The organism is Micromonospora sp. NPDC049044 (assembly GCF_040649215.1).
In the GTDB taxonomy this organism is placed as follows: domain Bacteria; phylum Actinomycetota; class Actinomycetes; order Mycobacteriales; family Micromonosporaceae; genus Micromonospora.
In genome coordinates this window covers 1-17,188 of record NZ_JBEZFA010000035.1, presented here as the reverse complement: position 1 = coordinate 17,188, position 17,188 = coordinate 1, and the positions used below count along the sequence as shown (strand labels likewise).

20 protein-coding genes are annotated in these 17,188 nt (G+C 72.1%); 13 read left to right on the top strand and 7 right to left on the bottom strand.

Annotated features, from left to right (window positions below; all coding sequences use genetic code 11):
* Positions 1 to 5 precede the first annotated feature (5 nt).
* A complete protein-coding gene (locus tag AB0B85_RS25335) occupies positions 6 to 521 on the bottom strand; it encodes an NUDIX domain-containing protein (protein ID WP_357411372.1) in 516 nt (171 codons plus the stop codon).
* A 65-nt stretch (positions 522 to 586) separates the two neighbouring features.
* Between AB0B85_RS25335 and AB0B85_RS25330 the strand changes: the two genes are divergently transcribed.
* A complete protein-coding gene (locus AB0B85_RS25330; protein WP_030336385.1) occupies positions 587 to 1,078 on the top strand; it encodes a type II toxin-antitoxin system PemK/MazF family toxin in 492 nt (163 codons plus the stop codon).
* 80 nt (positions 1,079 to 1,158) lie between these two features.
* On the opposite strand, the gene AB0B85_RS25325 is transcribed toward AB0B85_RS25330, so the two are convergent.
* A complete protein-coding gene (locus AB0B85_RS25325; RefSeq protein WP_357411370.1) occupies positions 1,159 to 1,809 on the bottom strand; it encodes an NAD(P)H-dependent oxidoreductase in 651 nt (216 codons plus the stop codon).
* 308 nt (positions 1,810 to 2,117) lie between these two features.
* Between AB0B85_RS25325 and rox the strand changes: the two genes are divergently transcribed.
* Positions 2,118 to 3,545 (top strand): rifampin monooxygenase, encoded by a 1,428-nt coding sequence (gene rox, locus AB0B85_RS25320; protein ID WP_357411368.1) that lies wholly within the window; start codon positions 2,118 to 2,120, stop codon positions 3,543 to 3,545.
* Positions 3,546 to 3,678: 133 nt separating this feature from the next.
* On the opposite strand, the gene AB0B85_RS25315 is transcribed toward rox, so the two are convergent.
* Positions 3,679 to 4,329: a GGDEF domain-containing protein gene (locus AB0B85_RS25315; RefSeq protein WP_357411366.1), complete on the bottom strand. Its 651-nt coding sequence runs from the start codon at positions 4,327 to 4,329 to the stop codon at positions 3,679 to 3,681.
* A gap of 266 nt (positions 4,330 to 4,595) precedes the next feature.
* Here AB0B85_RS25315 and AB0B85_RS25310 point away from each other — a divergent pair, with 266 nt between their 5' ends.
* The 8 genes from AB0B85_RS25310 (at position 4,596) to AB0B85_RS25275 (ending at position 11,493) form a co-directional block, all read left to right on the top strand.
* The gene (locus AB0B85_RS25310) at positions 4,596 to 4,835 is read left to right on the top strand and encodes a DUF397 domain-containing protein (RefSeq protein ID WP_030490204.1); all 240 of its coding nucleotides are present in this window, start codon (positions 4,596 to 4,598) and stop codon (positions 4,833 to 4,835) included.
* A gap of 144 nt (positions 4,836 to 4,979) precedes the next feature.
* The gene (locus AB0B85_RS25305; RefSeq protein WP_357411363.1) at positions 4,980 to 5,867 is read left to right on the top strand and encodes a helix-turn-helix transcriptional regulator; all 888 of its coding nucleotides are present in this window, start codon (positions 4,980 to 4,982) and stop codon (positions 5,865 to 5,867) included.
* 89 nt (positions 5,868 to 5,956) lie between these two features.
* On the top strand, positions 5,957 to 6,799 hold the full coding sequence (locus AB0B85_RS25300) for an SAM-dependent methyltransferase (protein WP_357411361.1): 843 nt from the start codon (positions 5,957 to 5,959) through the stop codon (positions 6,797 to 6,799).
* A gap of 245 nt (positions 6,800 to 7,044) precedes the next feature.
* Positions 7,045 to 8,088, top strand: coding sequence for a LacI family DNA-binding transcriptional regulator (locus tag AB0B85_RS25295; RefSeq protein WP_357411359.1), 1,044 nt, complete (start codon positions 7,045 to 7,047; stop codon positions 8,086 to 8,088).
* 2 nt (positions 8,089 to 8,090) lie between these two features.
* The gene (locus AB0B85_RS25290) at positions 8,091 to 8,294 is read left to right on the top strand and encodes a hypothetical protein (RefSeq protein WP_357411357.1); all 204 of its coding nucleotides are present in this window, start codon (positions 8,091 to 8,093) and stop codon (positions 8,292 to 8,294) included.
* A gap of 98 nt (positions 8,295 to 8,392) precedes the next feature.
* Entirely contained in the window at positions 8,393 to 9,847 is a 1,455-nt protein-coding gene (locus AB0B85_RS25285) for a protein kinase (RefSeq protein WP_357411355.1), read from the top strand.
* Positions 9,848 to 9,880: 33 nt separating this feature from the next.
* Complete coding sequence (locus AB0B85_RS25280) at positions 9,881 to 10,522, top strand: histidine phosphatase family protein (protein WP_357411353.1); 642 nt, start codon at positions 9,881 to 9,883, stop codon at positions 10,520 to 10,522.
* A gap of 95 nt (positions 10,523 to 10,617) precedes the next feature.
* Positions 10,618 to 11,493, top strand: coding sequence for an alpha/beta hydrolase (locus tag AB0B85_RS25275; RefSeq protein ID WP_357411351.1), 876 nt, complete (start codon positions 10,618 to 10,620; stop codon positions 11,491 to 11,493).
* A 10-nt stretch (positions 11,494 to 11,503) separates the two neighbouring features.
* Here AB0B85_RS25275 and AB0B85_RS25270 read toward each other — a convergent pair whose 3' ends face one another.
* From AB0B85_RS25270 to AB0B85_RS25255, 4 genes are read right to left on the bottom strand one after another with little or no spacing between them, the layout of a single operon-like run.
* Entirely contained in the window at positions 11,504 to 12,010 is a 507-nt protein-coding gene (locus tag AB0B85_RS25270; RefSeq protein WP_357411349.1) for a DinB family protein, read from the bottom strand.
* 46 nt (positions 12,011 to 12,056) lie between these two features.
* On the bottom strand, positions 12,057 to 12,497 hold the full coding sequence (locus tag AB0B85_RS25265) for a VOC family protein (protein WP_357411347.1): 441 nt from the start codon (positions 12,495 to 12,497) through the stop codon (positions 12,057 to 12,059).
* Positions 12,494 to 13,327, bottom strand: coding sequence for an MOSC N-terminal beta barrel domain-containing protein (locus AB0B85_RS25260; RefSeq protein ID WP_357411345.1), 834 nt, complete (start codon positions 13,325 to 13,327; stop codon positions 12,494 to 12,496). The genes AB0B85_RS25265 and AB0B85_RS25260 overlap by 4 nt, the downstream gene beginning before the upstream one ends.
* A 44-nt stretch (positions 13,328 to 13,371) precedes the next feature.
* Positions 13,372 to 14,070 (bottom strand): carbon-nitrogen hydrolase family protein, encoded by a 699-nt coding sequence (locus AB0B85_RS25255; RefSeq protein ID WP_357411473.1) that lies wholly within the window; start codon positions 14,068 to 14,070, stop codon positions 13,372 to 13,374.
* 82 nt (positions 14,071 to 14,152) lie between these two features.
* Between AB0B85_RS25255 and AB0B85_RS25250 the strand changes: the two genes are divergently transcribed.
* The 3 genes from AB0B85_RS25250 to AB0B85_RS25240 are packed head-to-tail and all read left to right on the top strand — an operon-like array spanning position 14,153 to position 16,758.
* Positions 14,153 to 14,935: a DedA family protein gene (locus AB0B85_RS25250; RefSeq protein WP_357411343.1), complete on the top strand. Its 783-nt coding sequence runs from the start codon at positions 14,153 to 14,155 to the stop codon at positions 14,933 to 14,935.
* Positions 14,936 to 14,947: 12 nt separating this feature from the next.
* Positions 14,948 to 16,123 carry a histidine kinase gene (locus tag AB0B85_RS25245; protein ID WP_357411340.1) on the top strand — a complete coding sequence of 392 codons (1,176 nt, stop codon included), beginning with the start codon at positions 14,948 to 14,950 and terminating at the stop codon, positions 16,121 to 16,123.
* Complete coding sequence (locus AB0B85_RS25240; RefSeq protein WP_357411338.1) at positions 16,114 to 16,758, top strand: response regulator transcription factor; 645 nt, start codon at positions 16,114 to 16,116, stop codon at positions 16,756 to 16,758. The genes AB0B85_RS25245 and AB0B85_RS25240 overlap by 10 nt, the downstream gene beginning before the upstream one ends.
* Positions 16,759 to 17,188 lie beyond the last annotated feature (430 nt).

Below are 17,188 nucleotides of genomic sequence, written 5' to 3'. Positions count from 1 at the left end.
CCGGCTCACGACCACAACTCGAACGGCTCGTCGATCTCCGCACCGGCCAGGAACGGCGTGATCAACCGGGGGAGTTGTCCAGGGTAGAAGCGGTCCCGGCTGGCCACCACCTCCGGCAGCGGCCACCAGCGGAAGCCGAAGTAGTCCTCCCGCTCGTAGTCGAGCCGGTGCGACTCGTCGACGTCCGGGCCGGGACCTGCCAGTCGTACCGTGACGATCACCTCGTCCTGCACGTGCCGCACCTGCCGGTGCAGGAAGCTCGCCCGCCGGCGCCAGGTCGGGGCACCCACCTGGTCTGCGGTGACCTCGATCCCGGTCTCCTCCCGCAGCTCCCGCACCGCCGTGTCGCGGTAACCCTCCCCGGAGTCCATGCCGCCGCCCGGCAGCTCCCACCAGGTGCCCAACCGGGGGTGGTCGGGGTCCTGGGTGTGGAACAGCAGCACCCGGTCGGTGCCGTCGGTGACCACCACCCGCACCGCGCGCCGCTGCAGGATCGGCAGGTCGTCGGGTATGTCAATCATCGGTCCAGTCTGCCGCAGCAACTCCCACTCGGACGGCCGGGACGGCGGCGGGTAGGCTGCCCGCCGTGGCTGGTCTGTTGAGGAATGTCGCGGCTCGTATCTCCCGGGTGGGCGCGGTCATCCCGTCGCCCCGGCGGACGGGGCCGGCACCCGCGCAGGTCGCCCGCCGCCGCCAGGTGAGCGCGTTGCAGCGACGGGAGCTGACCTACGCCCCGGAGCGGGACGGTCAGGCCGACCCCGGCGAGATCGTCTGGACCTGGGTGCCCTACGAGGACGACCCCCGGCAGGGCAAGGACCGGCCGGTGCTTGTCGTCGGGCGGCACAGCCGGACGCTGTTCGGGCTGATGCTGTCCAGTCAGAGCGAGCGGGACGGGCAGCGACACTGGTTCGCGCTCGGGCCGGGCGAGTGGGACCGGGACAACCGGCCGAGCTGGGTCCGCCTGGACCGGGTCCTCACCATGCGGGAGGACAGCATCCGCCGCGAGGGTGCCGTGCTGGACCGGCCCCGCTTCGACCGGGTCGGGCAGGCGTTGCGCGCCGGCTACGGCTGGCGCTGACCGCGGTCCGCCCGGGCCGGCCGGCGGGGTGGCCAGATCAGCCAGCCGGTCGGGGTCAGGTGCGGGCCGGGCCGTGGTGATCAGGTCGACGTGTGGCTCGGGCCGACCGCCGCGCTCCGCGCGTCGGGCGGTGGGTACGGCTGGTCGGCGAGCAGCCGGGCCAGGTGCGCGGTGTTGAGTGCCAGGGCCTTCGTGGTGCGGCCGGTGGTGTCGGGCTTGGGACCGGCGTCGCGGTAGTCCACCTTGTGCAGTGCCTCGCCTACCCAGTAGGTCGCGGCGGCGGCGGCGAGGGTGAACCCGACCTCGTTCAGTGCCTGCTGCACCTGGCCGATGGTGTGGTGCGCGCCGTCCTCGTTACCGACCACCGCGACACCGGCCACCTTGCCGTAGGTGAGCAGGCGGCCCTCGGCGTCGGTCTCGGAGAGTTCGGCGTCGAGGCGTTCGAGGACCATCTTGCAGACGCTCGACGGCTGACCGAGCCAGATCGGGGTGGCGATGACGAGCACCTGGGCGGCCAGCAGTTTGGCCCGGATCACCGGCCAGCCGTCGCCGTTGCCCTCATCCGTCGACACCCCGAAGCGCACGTCGTGGTCGACCACCCGGACCAGTTCGCCGGTCACGCCCTGCGCGGCCAACTCGGCGAGCACCTCCCGGCCGAGCTGCTCGGAGCTGGACGGGGCCGGGGACGGCTTGAGGGTGCAGTTGAGCACGAGGGCGCTGATGCCTGCCACGTCGGTTCCCTTCGGCCGTCGATGAGGGCGACCGCCTTCCCATACCCGGGGGACGGCGCAACGAACATCACGGCTGCCGACGGGGACCCGGCCGAGCGCGCCCGGGGCGGTGTGATCATCCGCGGTCGGGTGTCGCCGGTCGTCCTGGACCCTCGCCGACACTGCGGGCACCGAACAGACAAAGGCAAGGAGCAGACCCGCCCCTTGCCTCTTCCAACGTATATCGCACCAGGGGTCTTGCCGCAAGACCCCTGGTGTGCTGCAGAATCTCCTCCCGGGCCGCAAACCTGGGAAAATCGGGGGATTTCATGATTGACGTGATCATTGCTGGCGGTGGGCCGACAGGTCTGCTGCTGGGCAGCGAGCTCCGGCTGCACGGGGTGCACACGCTCGTGCTGGAGAGGGACGCGGAGCCGACCAGGCACGTGCGTGCGCTCGGCCTGCACGCGCGCAGCATCGAGGTGCTGGACCAGCGCGGCCTGCTGGAGCGGTTCCTCGCGCTCGGCACGCAACACCCGGTCGGTGGTTTCTTCGCCGGCATCGCCAAACCGTCGCCGGGTGGACTGGACAGCGCACACGCGTACGTCCTGGGCATCGCGCAGACCACCACGGACCGTCTGCTCAACGAGCACGCGAGCGACGTGGGGGTGCGGATCCGACGCGGCTGCGAACTGGTCGGGCTCAGCCAGGACGACGACGGGGTGACTGTCGAGCTGGCCGACGGCACACGGTTGCGGACCCGCTATCTCGTCGGCTGCGACGGCGGCCGTAGCACGGTGCGCCGGCTGCTCGGCGTCAACTTCCCCGGTGAGCCCAGCCGGGTCGACACGCTGCTCGGCGAGATGGCGGTGACCGCAGCACCGGAGACGGTCGCCGCCGTGGTCGCCGAGGTCCGCAGGACGCATTTCCGGTTCGGTCTCGGGCCGCTCGGGGACGGCGTCTACCGTGTCGTCGTACCCGCCGACGGGGTCGCCGAGGACCGTTTGGTCCCGCCGACCCTCGCCGAGTTCGCGCAACAACTGCGGGTGTACGCGGGCACCGACTTCGGCGTGCACTCACCGCGCTGGCTCTCCCGGTTCGGCGACGCCACCCGGCTGGTCGAGCGTTACCGCACCGGCCGGGTGCTGCTGGCCGGCGACGCGGCGCACATCCACCCGCCCACCGGTGGCCAGGGGCTCAACCTCGGCATCCAGGACGCGTTCAACCTCGGGTGGAAACTGGCCGCGGAGGTCAACGGCTGGGCGCCGGACGGGCTGCTGGACAGCTACCACACCGAACGGCACCCGGTCGCCGCCGACGTGCTTGACAACACCCGCGCGCAGATGGAGTTGCTGTCACCCGACCCGGGTCCGCAAGCGGTCCGCAAGCTGCTGGCGGAGCTGATGGACTTCGAGGACGTGAACCGCCACCTGATCGAGAAGGTCACCGCCCTCGGGGTCCGCTACGACTTCGGTGACGGTCACCCGCTGCTCGGCCGTCACCTGCGGGATGTGCGGCTGACCCAGGGGCGTCTCTACGAGCTGACGCACGCCGGCCGGGGACTGCTGCTCGACCAGACCGGCCGGCTCTCGGTCGACGGCTGGGAGGACCGGGTCGACCACGTGGTCGACGTGAGCGAGGAACTGGACGTGCCCGGTGTGCTGCTGCGGCCGGATGGGCACGTGGCGTGGGCCGGTGACGACCAGGCGGGCCTGCTGGGCCAGCTGTCCCGGTGGTTCGGCGCACCCGCCAACTGAACCGGCGGCCGTGTCGATCGGTCCGCCCCGCCGATCCTGCGGTGATCGGGGTTGGTGCCGATGCGGGTGCGTGGCGTGACGACGGCGTCGGTGGTGGCGGCGCCCGCGTGACCAACCCCGGCGGGGTGCGCGGTCAGCGCTCGACCAGGCGGGCGATGTCGACAAGTTGCCGGGGCGACCGGTCGCCGCCGAGGCTCTTCGCCTGGTACATGGCCGCGTCGGCCCTGCTGAGCGCGTCGGTGAGCTGGGCCGGACCGGTCACCGGGGCGAGCCCGACGGACGCGGTGACCCGGACGCTGCATCCGCTCAGCCGGATCGGCGCGGCGACGGTCTCGCTGAGGCGACGGGTGGCGTGCTCGATCCAGCGCCGGTCCACTGTGGGGGTGGAGAGCAGCCCGGCGAACTCGTCGCCGCCGAGACGGGCGACGAGGTTGTCCCCGGCGAAGCCGGCGAGCCGCTCCGCCACACTGATCAACACCTGGTCGCCGGCGGCGTGCCCGTACCGGTCGTTGATCTGCTTGAAGTCGTCCAGGTCGAGCACCACGGCGATCAACGGCTCGCCGGCGGCGTCGGTGAGCAGGGCGGCCGCCAGGCGGTAGAAGGCGCGGCGATTGGGCAGCCCGGTGAGCGGATCGTGGCTCGCGGCGTGTCGCTCGGCGGCCAACTCGGCGTGCAGGTGCCCGATCTCGGCCTCGGCGCGCAGCGCCCGTCGGCGCAGTTGCCAGGAGGAGAGCAGTGCACCGGCGGCACAGATGCCGGACGCGACACTCATCGGATCCGGCACGAACCCTCCCATCGCCTCGACCGCCTCCAGCCTGGGTCAACGTGGCGTGCCGCGTCGGGGCCACGTTTTGCCTGATGGTTGCCCCTGTGGGGGTAACTCAAAGTGAACGGATGGCCACCGATCACGTGCGTTATCATGCTCGCCGTCCGGTGCAGATGCAATAGCAGATGCACGTGCATGACCGTCCAATGTCGATATGGCACCCTCCTCGCCGTCACCGCTCCTCCCACGGCCACCGGCGGGCTCGTGAGCAGAAAGACGTCTCCATGCAGCAGCCACCCAATGGCGTACCGATCCACCAGTTGCCTCCGTTGAGCTGGCAGAAGAGCCGCCGCAGCAACCCCAGCGGCAACTGTGTCGAACTCGCCGAACTGCCCGGAGGAGCGGGCATCGCGGTCCGCAACTCACGGCACCCGGAGGGGCCGGCACTGATCTATACGGTGGACGAGATCACCGCCTTCGTGCTCGGTGCCCGCGACGGCGACTTCGACCACCTCATCAACTGACCCGTTCGTCAGTCGGAGTGTCCCGGCGACGGGACCGAATCACCGGTCCGGAGGAGTACACCTCACTGTCGGTTCATGGCATGCTTACACGTCGGTCGGGCCGGGGTGCCCGACCATCACGGGTAGGTGTCCGGAGGTCCGCACGTGACGATGGTTCCCGCCGAGGGTGGCCCGACAACCGGGCCGACGGTGCTCCGGATGCTGCTCGGCGCCCAGTTGCGCCGTCTGCGGGAGTCCAGCGGGGTGACCCGCGAGGGCGCCGGCTGGGAGATCCGCTCCTCCGAATCCAAAATCAGCCGGATGGAGCTGGGCCGGGTCGGTTTCAAGGAGCGCGACGTCGCCGACCTGCTCACCCTCTACGGCGTCACTGCGGAACACGAGCGTGACGCCCTGCTCAAGCTCGCCCGAGACGCCAACAGTCCCGGCTGGTGGCACCGCTACGGTGACGTGTTGCCGAGCTGGTTCCAGTCGTACCTCGGCCTGGAGGCCGCAGCCGCGCTGATCCGCAGCTACGAGGTGCAATTCGTGCCCGGCCTGCTGCAGACCCGGGAGTACGCCAGGGCGGTGGTGCTGCTCGGGCACGGCACTGCCGGTCCGGGCGAGATCGACCGACGCGTCGCCCTGCGGATGCAGCGTCAGCAGTTGCTGTACCGGGAGAGTCCGCCGCAGCTCTGGGCCGTGGTGGACGAGGCGGCGTTGCGTCGACCGATCGGTGGCCCGGACGTGATGCGTGGCCAACTCACCGCACTCATCGAGGCGACCAAGTCACCGACCATCCGGCTCCAGGTCATCCCGTTCGCCGCCGGGGGCCACGCCGCCGCCGGGGGCGCCTTCACCATCCTGCGCTTCGGTGACCAGGAGCTGCCCGACATCGTCTACATCGAACAGCTCACCAGCGCGATCTACCTCGACAAGCGCGACGACCTGGACTACTACGCGGTGGCCATGGAGCGGCTCTGTGTCGAGGCCGAGCCACCCGAGCGTACGGCGGAGATCCTCGGCCGGCTGTTGGACGACCTCTATCCCGCGTGATCGTCGGGTGAGGGCCACGGCCCCGCCTCGCTGGCACTAGCATGGTCCACGAACGGCGACAGTGGACACATGTCATTGCGGGAGCTGCCTTGACCACCGATGCTGCGGGCACCACGGCTGGCTCGCCGAGCGACCGGATCGACACCTCGGTGGCGCACCCGGCCCGCCGCTACAACTACTGGCTGGGCGGCAAGGACAACTTCCAGGCTGATCGGGAGTCCGGCGACGCGATAACTGCCGCCTTCCCCAGCGTCCGCATCGCCGCCCTGGAAAACCGTCGCTTCCTGCAACGTGCGGTGGGCTACCTGGCCGGTACGGCCGGGATCCGGCAGTTCCTGGACATCGGCACCGGCATCCCGACCGCCGACAACACCCACGAGGTCGCCCAGGCCATCGCTCCGGAGTCCCGGGTGGTCTACGTGGACAACGACCCGATCGTGCTGGCCCACGCCCGCGCGCTGTTGAGCAGTTCGGCGGCGGGTGCCACCGCCTACATCGACGCCGACCTGCGGGACCCGCAGCGGATCCTCGCGCACCCGGAGTTGAGCCGCACCATCGACCTGTCGCAGCCTGTCGCGCTCATGCTTGTGGCGGTGCTGCACTTCCTGTCCGACGACGACAACCCGTACGCGCTGGTGCGGCAGCTGCTCGACGTGCTGCCGGCCGGCAGTTACCTGGTCGCCTCGCACGGCACCGACGACCACCTTCCGGCTGCGGTCGCCGCGGACTTCAGGGCCAAGGCCCGCGGTGGCGGCCCGCACGGGCTGATCAACCTGCGCAGCCGTGCCGAGTTCAGCCGCTTCTTCAGCGATCTCGACCTGGTCGAGCCGGGCATCACGTCGGTCGCCGAGTGGCGGGTGCCGAGCGACGGGCAGCCGCGTCCCTCGACCGCCGAGGTGGGCATGTACGGCGGGGTCGCCCGCCTGCCCTGATCCGGTCGGGTGACAGTGCCGGATCGGCACGGGCCTGCTGACGTGCCCCGCCCGCCATGCCGGCCAGCTCGCTGTGCCGTCCCGGTTGGCCGCCGTCGACGGCGGGTGATGCCGGTGTTCCGAGGCGTCGCCGAGTTCCGGGTTGGATTCACGTATTGACCTACGGCGACGGGCCGAGCTAGTCTCTGTATCGATACAGACTGGATCGATACAGAGAGGTGCCGGTGAAGCCAACACTGCAAGCCGTGGCCGATGCCGTCGGCGTCTCCCGCAGCACCGTGTCCAACGCCTACAGCCGCCCCGACCAGCTCTCCGCCACCCTGCGCGAGCGGATCCTGGACGCCGCCCGGCAACTCGGCTACCCCGGTCCCAACCCCACCGCGCGTTCCCTGCGCCGGGGCTTCGTCGGGTCGATCGGTGTGCTGTTCACCTCCCAGCTGTCGTACGCCTTCACCGACCCGTTCGCGGTCCGCTTCCTCGCCGGGATCGGCGGAGCCGCCGCGCGACACGGCACGAGCATGCTGCTGGTGCCGCTGCCGCCGGCCGTGCCCGACGCCCGACGGGCGGTGGAGAACGCCGCGGTCGACGGGTTCTGCGTCTACTGCGTCGCCGACGAGGAATGGGCGTTGGACGTCATCCGCCAACGCGGGTTGCCGTTCGTCAGCACGGCCCCCCGCGACAACGCCGGCGCCGACGAACGGTTCGTCGGCATCGACGAGCGGGCCGCCGCGCACAGTGCCGGCGTGCACGTCGCCGGCCTCGGTCACCGTCGGGTGGCGCTGCTCGCCGACTCCGTGCTGCCCGACGCGCCGTCCGGCCCGCTGACCCTGGCCGGGGTCGACCAGGTGCCGCATCCGACCACCCGCGGCCGGCTCACCGGGTTCGCCGACGCCTTCGCCGAGGTCGGCGTCGGCTGGGCCGAGCTGACTCTGGTCAACGTCCCCGGCAACAGTCGCCCGGCGGCAGCCGCGGCCATCGCCGGTCTGTTCGACAAGCCCGCACCGCCGACCGCCGTGCTGGCCGGCTCCGACGTCCTCGCGCTCGGCGTGCTGGACGCCCTGGCCGCGCGGCCGGCCCATGATCGTCCGACCGTCTCGGTGACCGGCTTCGACGACGTCCCCGAGGCCGCCGCGGCCGGCCTCACCACGGTCCGCCAGCCCGCCGAGGAGAAGGGCCGGATCGCCGCCGAACTCCTGCTCGAACCGCCAGCGGACGCTGCGGCCGGCCATGTCTTGTTGCCCACCGAGCTCGTCGTCCGGGCCTCCACCGGACCTGTCCCGAGGAGTTGACCATGGAACTTCCCACCGGATACGTCACCGCGCTCGACGCCATGAACCGGCACGTCAACTCGGCCAGACCGGACGCACCGGTGCAGGTCGAACGCGCCCGCCCGGCGCTGCTCGCCCCCACCCGGCAGGCCGCCGCGGTCGCCCTGCGCCGGCTCGCCGACCGCATCCAGCCGCGACCGTTGCCCGGTGAACCGCGCTGCTCGTGAGCCGACCGAAACTCATTCGGGCACGCAGGGGACAAACAGTGTGGGTCCGGGCACGGAGGGTGGTCGAGTAGGGCGCGGCCAGGCAGACTGGTGAGGCCATGTCGCCCTTCACGCCCACCCTCCGTCTCCACGACCGCTACGTACTGCACGAGCGGATCGGTCTCGGTGGCATGTCCGAGGTCTGGCGGGCCGACGACGACGTGCTCGGCCGACCTGTCGCGATCAAGGTCCTCGCCGGGCAGCTCGCCGCCGACCCGCAACTGCGGGCCACCATCCAACGCGAGGCCCGCGCGGCCGCCCGGCTGACCCACCCACACGTGACCCAGGTGTACGACTACGCCGAGGCAACCCTGACCGGCGGCGTCGTGGTCCCGTACCTGGTGATGGAACTCGTCGACGGCCACAACCTGGCCGACCGGCTGCGCGGCGGGCCGCTGCCCTGGCCGGAGGCGGTCCGGGTGGCCGGGCAGATCGCCGCCGCGCTGGCCGCCGCGCACCGCATCGGCGTCGTGCACCGCGACGTCAAGCCGGGCAACGTCATGCTCACCGACACCGGCGCCAAAGTGCTCGACTTCGGCATCGCCGCGCTCGGGGGGCTCGACGGCCAGTCCGGCGAACCACTGATGGGCACCCCCGCCTACTTCGCCCCGGAGCGGCTCAGAGCCGGCCCGCCCGACCCGGCAAGTGACGTGTACGCCCTCGGCGCGCTGCTCTACCGCACCCTCACCGGGCAGGCGCCGCTGCCGGTGCAGAGCTGGGAGGACGCCCTCGAGGTGCACCGGCGCGGCACTCCGGTGCCGCCGCTACGGGTGCCGGGCCTCCCCGCCGACGTCGCCGAGCTGACCCTCGCCTGCCTGGCCGCCAACCCTGCCGACCGGCCGAGCGCCGCGCACCTGGCCCGCCGCTTCGGCGCCGGCCAACCTGTCGAGCCGCCCACCGAGCTGCTGCGCGTTCGGCAGGTGGCGCACCCGCCCACCCTGATCGACCGCTCGGCCGCCCGTCCCGCTCCGGTCGCCGCCGAGCCGACCCGCCGTCGATCGCGCCGACCCCTCGCCGTGTTGGTCGCGGCCGGCCTCGCCGTGCTGATCGGCGTCGGTGCCCTGCTCGCCGAGGGGCCTTTCGGCACACCCAGCGCACCCGACTCGCCGCAGGTGGCCGCCCCTGCGTCGACCTCCGCCCCGACCCCCGCACCCACGACGCAGTCGCCGACGCCGACGGCACCCCCCTCGCCCCGACCCAGCGCCAGCACCCCGCCGCCGACCATCGGGCAGCAGGTGCCGGTCAGCCTCCGGGAGGTGACAAGCGGCTTCGCCGCCGTCCTCGCCAGCGCGGTGGCCCGCGGTGACGTCGACCGCAAGACCGCCGAAGATCTCCGCGACGACCTGGCCGACCTGAGCCGCCACACCAGGGACCGCGCCAAGCGCGTCGCCGACCTCCGGGAACGCATCGCCGAACTGGTGGACCGCGACCGGCTGCCAGCGCGGACGGGCGCCCAGCTCGACGCTCTGCTCGCTCAGACCGACAGCTTCACCACCGGCCGTACGGACGACTGATATCCCCGTCGATACCGCTGGCATGATGTCCCGATGCGGACACGTCTGATCTTCGTGCGACACGGCGAGTCGCTCCACCAGCTCGAAGGAACAGTGGGCGGGCCACGTGGTTGTCGGGGCCTCACCGCCCTCGGCCACGAGCAGGCACACGACCTCGCCAACCGGCTCACCAACGAGGTCGCCGCCGACCGACCGGTGGCGGTCTACTCGTCCGTGCTGCGCAGGACGGTCGAGACCGCGCAACCGATCGCCACCGCGTTCGGCGTGCGGCCCGTTGCCGACTGTGGCCTGTGCACCTGGCACACACCCCCGTACGCCGACGGCCTGCCGACCGCCCTCTTCCGCACCGACCACGCGGTGGCCGGCGGCGGCGTGTTCCGACCGTTCGAGGAGGGCAACGAGAGCTGGGCCGAGCTGGTGGTCCGCGTCAGCCGCGCGATCATGGAGATCGCCCACCGGCACCGGGGCTCCACAGTGGTCCTGGTCGGGCACAGCGAGACAGTGGAGGGCGCCTTCCACGCGCTCGGCGCGCAGCCGGTCTTCCGGGCCTTCGACCTGGACGTGCCCCCGGCCTCGATCACCGAGTGGACCACCGACCACGACCCCGGCGGGTGGCCGCCGGCCCGCTGGACGCTGCGCCGCTTCGCCGACACCGGCGGCTGGGCCAGAGCGTGATGCCTCCGCGCGGTCTCGGAGCGCGCCCGGGGGCCACCTGACTCACCGGCACGGCGTTTCTGCCGACCGGCTCCGGCCGGCCGTACTCTCACCGGATGACGACAGCGCAGACACACACCCTTGCCGTACCCGGCGTCGACCTGGTCTACGACGTCCGCGGCCCGTTGCCCCCGTCCGATGGGCGCCCCGTGCTGCTCATGATCGGCCAACCGATGACGGCGGAGGGCTTCGCCGCGCTCGCCCCGCACTTCACCGACCGTACCGTCGTCACCTACGACCCGCGCGGTCTCGGCCGCAGCGTCCGCACGGACGGCCGCACCGACCACACGCCGCAGCAGCAGGCGGCCGACCTGCACCACCTGATCGAGGCGCTCGACTCCGGCCCGGTCGACCTCTTCGCCAGCAGCGGCGGTGCGGTGACGGCGCTCGAACTCGTCGCCGCCTACCCGGGCGACGTCGGCACGTTGGTGGCGCACGAACCGCCGATCAACGCGGTGCTCCCCGACGCCGGAGCCGCCGAACGCGCTCGGGCCGACTTCTACCAGGCGTACCAGGCGAAGGGCACCGGCGCGGGCATGGCCGCGTTCATCGCGATGACCTCGTGGCAGGGCGAGTTCACCGACGCCTACTTCGCGCAGCCCACCCCCGATCCGGCCTCGTTCGGGCTGTCCACCGAGGACGACGGCAGCCGCGACGACCCGCTGCTGTCGGACCTGTCGTGGGCGATCACCGACTACCGTCCCGACGCGAGCCGGCTCACCTCGGCGCCGACCCGGATCGTGGTCGCCGTCGGCGAGGAGTCGGCCGGGACGTACACCGCGCGTACCGCCCTCGGCCTGGCGGCTCTGCTCGGCCAGGAGGCAGTGGTGTTCCCGAGTCACCACGGCGGCTTCCTCGGGGGTGAGTTCGGCTACGCGGGTAAGCCGGAGGAGTTCGCCGTACGGTTGCGGGAGGTGCTGGACGCCGGCTGACCGGGGTCGGTCAGCCGCGCTGCTCGGCCAGGAGTTGCTCACGCAGGATCTCGGCGTGCCCGCAGTGCTGGGCCAGCTCGCGTAGCACGTGCAGATACACCCAGCGCAGCGGCAGAGGGCCGCGCCGGTTGCCGCGCAGCACGTCGTCCAGCCCCAACGACGCCGTCGCGCGGCGGGAGGCCTCGCACGCCTCGCGGTGCGCCCGCTGGACCGAGGCGATCGTGTCGTCGTCGTCGAGGATGAACGACTCATCCGGCGAAGCGGGAATGCCGATCTCGGCCCGGGACCGGCAGGTGACTGCCTCGTCGAACCAGACCTTCTCCACGAACGCGCCGTGCTTCACCAGACCCAGCAGCGTCGTCCGGGACGGCACCAACGAACGGCGCGCCTGCTCCTCGGTCAGCCCGTCCAGGCAGCCGTTGAGCGCCCTGCGGTGCTCGTCGATGAACGCCTCGAACTGGGCCTTGGCCGGGTGGCCGATGACATCCTCGGCGAAGGTCCCTGGAAAAGAAGTCACCGGCGCAGCATTCCAAGGGCCGGGTCGAGGCGCAAACACCACACGCTCAGCCGAACGACATGAGCGCGCCGCGCTCGTCGAAGCGGGCGCTGCCCGCCCAGGCGATCTCCCAGCGGTTGCCCTCCGGGTCCGCGATGTAGCCGGAGCGCCCACCCCAGGACCGGTCGGTCGGCGCCGCCACCACCGTCGCGCCCGCCTCGACGGCCGCGGCGAAAGCCGTGTCGACCTCCTCGCGGCTGTCGACGTTGCAGGCCAGGGTGACGCCGGACCAGCCGCCGGCCGGGGCGGGCATACCCGGCGCCGCCTCCGCGGCCAGCTCCGGCAGCGGGTAGAGCGCGAACAGGACGCCACCGAGCAGGAAGGCCGACCAACCGTCGTCGCTGGCCGGCAGCTCAGGCCACCCCAGCGACCGGTAGAACGAGCGTAGCGTCACGATGTCGCGTGCTCCCACCGTGACCACTGACAGTCGGGAAGGGACGATGCTCATGGTCCGACCGTAACGCGATCGCTGTCCGCCACCCGCCCGGAGCGGACCACACGGGCGTACGCGCCGACGCACGGCTGGGGACCCATCCCGGGCAGAGGCTCCACCCGGTTGAGCCGGGCGGGCACGCGCAACGCCTCGGGCTCGCGGCGCAGCGGTCCGTGCGCGAGCGTCGGCACCGCGCAGCGGGGCGTCGGGGCGAGCACGGCGAGCACCAGGTCCGGGCCGACGCGCAACTCCCGGCCGACCCAGCCGTTCTCGGCGAAGGCATCGGTGCCCGCGTCGAGCACCAGGTTGGGCCGGTAGCGCTGCACTGTCCCCGCTCCGGGCGGTAGATGCCCGGCGATCCGATCCAGTGTCGCGGTGGTGACCAGGTGGATCGGAGCGAAGTCGAAGAAGGTGCCGGGCAGCACCGAACCCAGCCGGCTCTCGTCGGCCGGAACCTCGTCGTCAAGACCGGCGGCGAGCACCGCCTCCGGGTGGGAGCGCAGCAGGGTAGCGCCGGCTGGCACGGCGTCGATCACTGTCACCGGGCGACCCACGGCCGCGCTGAGCGCCCGGTCGATGTCGAGGTCCCCGACCGACAGGTGCCGGCCGTCGGGCAGGGTGATCCGTACCGGATCGGTCACCCCTCCGGTCGCCTGTAGCGCGAGCAGGCCGCGCCACCGATGCGGCTGCTTGGCGCTGGCCACCCGTCCACTGGTCCGATCCACCAGGGCCAGCACGCGGTCACCCGCGACTCCGGCCGTGCCGATGTCGGCAGCCGGGATCCGCTCTCCGAGCAGCGACTTCACCGGGTACCGCCACAGCTGCACCACTCGTCCGGAGATCATCGCGTCACCCTAACCGCGCCTGCCGGGCCACGTCCGGCGACCGGTCAGTCGAGGCTGACGCTTACCAACTCGCCCGGCTCGGTGCCCGCGCGCCCGACGACCTCGCCCTGCGGCGTCCACACCCCCGACCGCCCGGCCGTCTCGGTGAAGCCACCGCCGGTCGAGCCAGCGAAACTTGCCACCGCCACCCACACCCGGTGGGCGGCGGCGATCCGCCGCGCCCGCTCGCCGATCACGGCGGTGTCGCGCGCGGCCTCCACGACACCCGCCGCGTAGACGTCGATCCCGAGCGCTGCCGTCCGCTGCGCGTGGGCGGCGACGCCGGTGTCCTTGCAGACCGCCAATCCGACCCGCCAACCGTCCACGTCGAGCACGACCGGCGCGTCGCCCGGCCGGAACCGGCGGGCCTCCGCGTCCCCCAGCCACATCTTGCGGTACGCCACAGTCACACCGGCCCCGGTCACCGCAAGCACCGCGATGTGGTCGCCCGCGACCGGTGCACCGGCCAGCGCCAGCGCCTCCGTTTCGGCGCACGCCTCGACCAGCGGCGTCAACAGCGGGTCGTCGACCGACACGACCGGGGCGTCCAACTCGTACCCGGTCAGCGACAGCTCCGGAAAGACCACCACCCGGGCACCCGCCGCACGGACCGCGGCCGCGTGCGCCAGCGCGTTCGCCGCGACATCCAGGGGTACGCACAGCGGCTGCGCCACCGCGAGCCGGAGCGGGGTGCGGGTTTCCACACCCTGGCCGGTGTGGTCGACCCGCGCGGTCGGGCGGTCGTCCTCATGGTCGACTCTCAGGATCGCTTCGTACCGTGGGTGCATGATTCGAACGTCCCACGCCGTGCTCGCCACCGGAACCCCCACCGCCGCGGCGGAACCGCCGCAGGGCGGGATCGTCGGTTACGTCACCGACCTGGTGGAACGGCTCGGTGGCCCCGGTGCCGGCCTGGCGGTGGCGCTGGAGAACCTCTTCCCGCCGATCCCCAGCGAGGTGATCCTGCCGCTGGCCGGTTTCGTCGCCGCGCAGGGACGGATGAGTCTGGTCGGTGCGATCTTCTGGACCACGCTCGGCTCGGTGGTGGGTGCCCTCGCGCTCTACCTGATCGGCGCGTCGCTGGGGCGCGACCGGATGCGCGCCATCGTGTCCCGGCTGCCGCTGGTGAAGCTCGCCGACGTGGACCGGACCGAGGCGTGGTTCCTCCGGCACGGCGTGAAGGCCGTCTTCTTCGGGCGGATGATCCCGATCTTCCGGAGCCTGATCTCCATCCCGGCCGGGGTGGAGCGGATGCCCGTCGCCACGTTCCTGCTCTACACCACGCTGGGCAGCCTGATCTGGAACAGCACGTTCGTGCTCGCCGGCTATTTCCTCGGCGACAACTGGCATCTCGTCGAGGGCTACGCCGGCATGCTCCAGAAGGTGGTGATCGTGGTCTGTGTGGCGGCGGCCGCCTGGTTCGTCGGGTCCCGCGTCCTGCGCGCCCGTCGCGCCGCCCGCAACCCCGAACCGGCCGAACCCGAGCAGCGCACGCTGAACGGCGTACCCGACCCGGCCGGCCGCGGCACCCTCTACCGCAGCGGGTCGTGGGCCTCGGACGAGCGCTAGCAGCGGGTGGCCGTGCAGACGGACGAGATGGCGGGGGAGCGGCGTACCGGCAGGTGGTGGGACCGGCTCCGGCTGCCGGTCGGAGTCGCCGCCGGAATCGCCACGGCCGCTGTCGAGCTCGCCTTCCTCACCGTCGCGGCCGTCGCCTTCGCGGTGGGCGCTGTCGCGCCCGCCGCCCACCGTCGGGTTGTCGGCCTGACCGGGAGGTACGCGGCGCGGCTGGTGCACCTGGAGCGACGCCGCCTCGACGGGCTGCTCGGCGCGGGGGAGTTGCCCACACCGAACGACGTGACGACCCGACGGCAGGTCGGCTACCTGGCCGCCCGACTGCTACCCGGCGCACTGGGCGTGCTCGCATACGGCGTGCTCGGCATCGGTGTGGTGCTGGCCGGGATCGTGCTGCGCGCGGCGGTGCACGGAGAGCTGAGCTTCCTCGACGCGTTGTCCCAGCTCGGCGTCGGGGCGGTCCTGCTGCTGCTGAACGTCCAGGCTCTCGCCAGTATCGCGGCGCTGGATGTGCGGCTGGCCCGCCGACTGCTCAGCCTGGGGCGTCGGGCGGAGCTGACACGGCGGGTCCAGGAACTGACCACCAGTCGGGCCGGGGTCATCGCCGCCGTCGACGCCGAACGGCAACGCATCGAACGCGACCTGCACGACGGTCTCCAGCAGCGGCTGGTCGCCCTCGGCATGCTGCTCGGCCGGGCCCGCCGCGCCCGCGACGCCGACCGCACGCACGCGCTGATCGCGCAGGCACACGAGGACGTGCAGCGGGCCGTCGAGGAGTTACGCGAGGTGGCGTGGCGGGTCTACCCGTCGGCCTTGGACAGCAACGATCTGGGGGAGGTGCTGGCCATCGTCGCCCGCGGATCCCAGGTGCCGGTGCGCATCCGCTGCGATCTGCCGGTCCGCCCCGAGCGGCAGATCGAGACGGTGCTCTACTTCGTGGCCTGCGAGGCGCTGACCAACGCCGCGAAGCACGCCGCCGCTAACCTGGTCGCTGTCGAGATCGAGGCACAGGATGGGTGGATCCGGATGCGCGTGCACGACGACGGCGTCGGCGGGGCGCAACCGACCGGGCGCGGGCTGTCCGGGCTGGCGCGACGGGTCGCCGCGCTGGACGGCCGACTGTCGGTGACCAGCCCGGCCGGCGGTCCGACGACAGTGCAGGCGGAGTTGCCGTGCGGTTAGTCCTCGCCGAAGACTCGACGCTGCTCCGGGAGGGGCTGACGCGGCTCCTCGCCGAGGAGGACCACGAGGTGCTCGCAGGAGTGGGGACCGCCCACGAGCTCGTCGAGGCGGTCGAACGAGCCCGACCCGATGTGGTCGTCACCGACGTCCGAATGCCGCCCACCCATACCGACGACGGGCTGCGGGCTGCCCTGGAGATCCGCCGACGGTGGCCCGACACCGGCGTCCTCGTCCTCTCCCAGTACGTGGAGCGGCGCTACGCCAGCCGGCTGCTCGCGGACCGCCCCGAGGGGGTCGGCTACCTACTCAAGGACCGGGTCGCTCAGGTGGACGACTTCCTCGACGCACTCGACCGGGTCGCCGCCGGAGGCACCGCCCTCGACCCGGAGGTGGTCCGTCAGGTGGTGGCCGGCTCGGAGCGGCCCGATCCGCTCGGTCGGCTCACGCCACGAGAGCGGGACGTGTTGCACGAGATGGCGCAGGGGCACACGAACCTCGCGATCGCCCAACGGCTGCACGTGTCGCAGAGCGCTGTCGAGAAGCACGTCAACGCCATCTTCGACAAACTCGACCTCGCGCACACGGCCGGCTACAGCCGACGAATCCTCGCCGTCCTGCGTTACCTGGGCACCTGACGCCGGCCGCCTCGGAACCCGACCTGATCCACTCGACTTCGCCGAAACGGCGGTATCCGGCACCCGGGGCATCCCTGCGCCCATCAGCTGGGTGATTTGTCCGGTGGTGGGCTGTGGTCGGCGGCACCCGTCAGCCGGAATCATCGTTGGGCGGGGGTCGTTACACACCCTGACGATCGCAGGACCACGGCCAGGTCGCCTCGACCGGCCACCCCCGGAATGACAGCGGTCCGTAGGTCGTTACACCTGGACTCAGGCCCGACCGGCACCCCGCTCCACCGGGTGCCAGTCGATGGGCCGCCCCCCGGAATGACAGCGGTCCCCGGGTCGTTACACCCCCCGGCGCCGCGAGCCCCCCGCTCGCAGGCCGCCGACCCCCCAAACTTTTCCCCCGTTTTTTGTAGCGCCGGACGAGGTGCTCACATCCGTT

Bases quoted from the DNA above. Each gene is read 5' to 3' on its own strand.
- AB0B85_RS25275 (WP_357411351.1), top strand. From the start codon at position 10,618: ATGACGACAGCGCAGACACACACCCTTGCCGTACCCGGCGTCGACCTG.
- AB0B85_RS25260 (WP_357411345.1), bottom strand. From the start codon at position 13,327: ATGATCTCCGGACGAGTGGTGCAGCTGTGGCGGTACCCGGTGAAGTCG.
- AB0B85_RS25250 (WP_357411343.1), top strand. From the start codon at position 14,153: ATGATTCGAACGTCCCACGCCGTGCTCGCCACCGGAACCCCCACCGCC.
- rox (WP_357411368.1), top strand. From the start codon at position 2,118: ATGATTGACGTGATCATTGCTGGCGGTGGGCCGACAGGTCTGCTGCTG.
- AB0B85_RS25280 (WP_357411353.1), top strand. From the start codon at position 9,881: ATGCGGACACGTCTGATCTTCGTGCGACACGGCGAGTCGCTCCACCAG.
- AB0B85_RS25290 (WP_357411357.1), top strand. From the start codon at position 8,091: ATGGAACTTCCCACCGGATACGTCACCGCGCTCGACGCCATGAACCGG.
- AB0B85_RS25285 (WP_357411355.1), top strand. From the start codon at position 8,393: ATGTCGCCCTTCACGCCCACCCTCCGTCTCCACGACCGCTACGTACTG.
- AB0B85_RS25265 (WP_357411347.1), bottom strand. From the start codon at position 12,497: ATGAGCATCGTCCCTTCCCGACTGTCAGTGGTCACGGTGGGAGCACGC.
- AB0B85_RS25335 (WP_357411372.1), bottom strand. From the start codon at position 521: ATGATTGACATACCCGACGACCTGCCGATCCTGCAGCGGCGCGCGGTG.
- AB0B85_RS25310 (WP_030490204.1), top strand. From the start codon at position 4,596: ATGCAGCAGCCACCCAATGGCGTACCGATCCACCAGTTGCCTCCGTTG.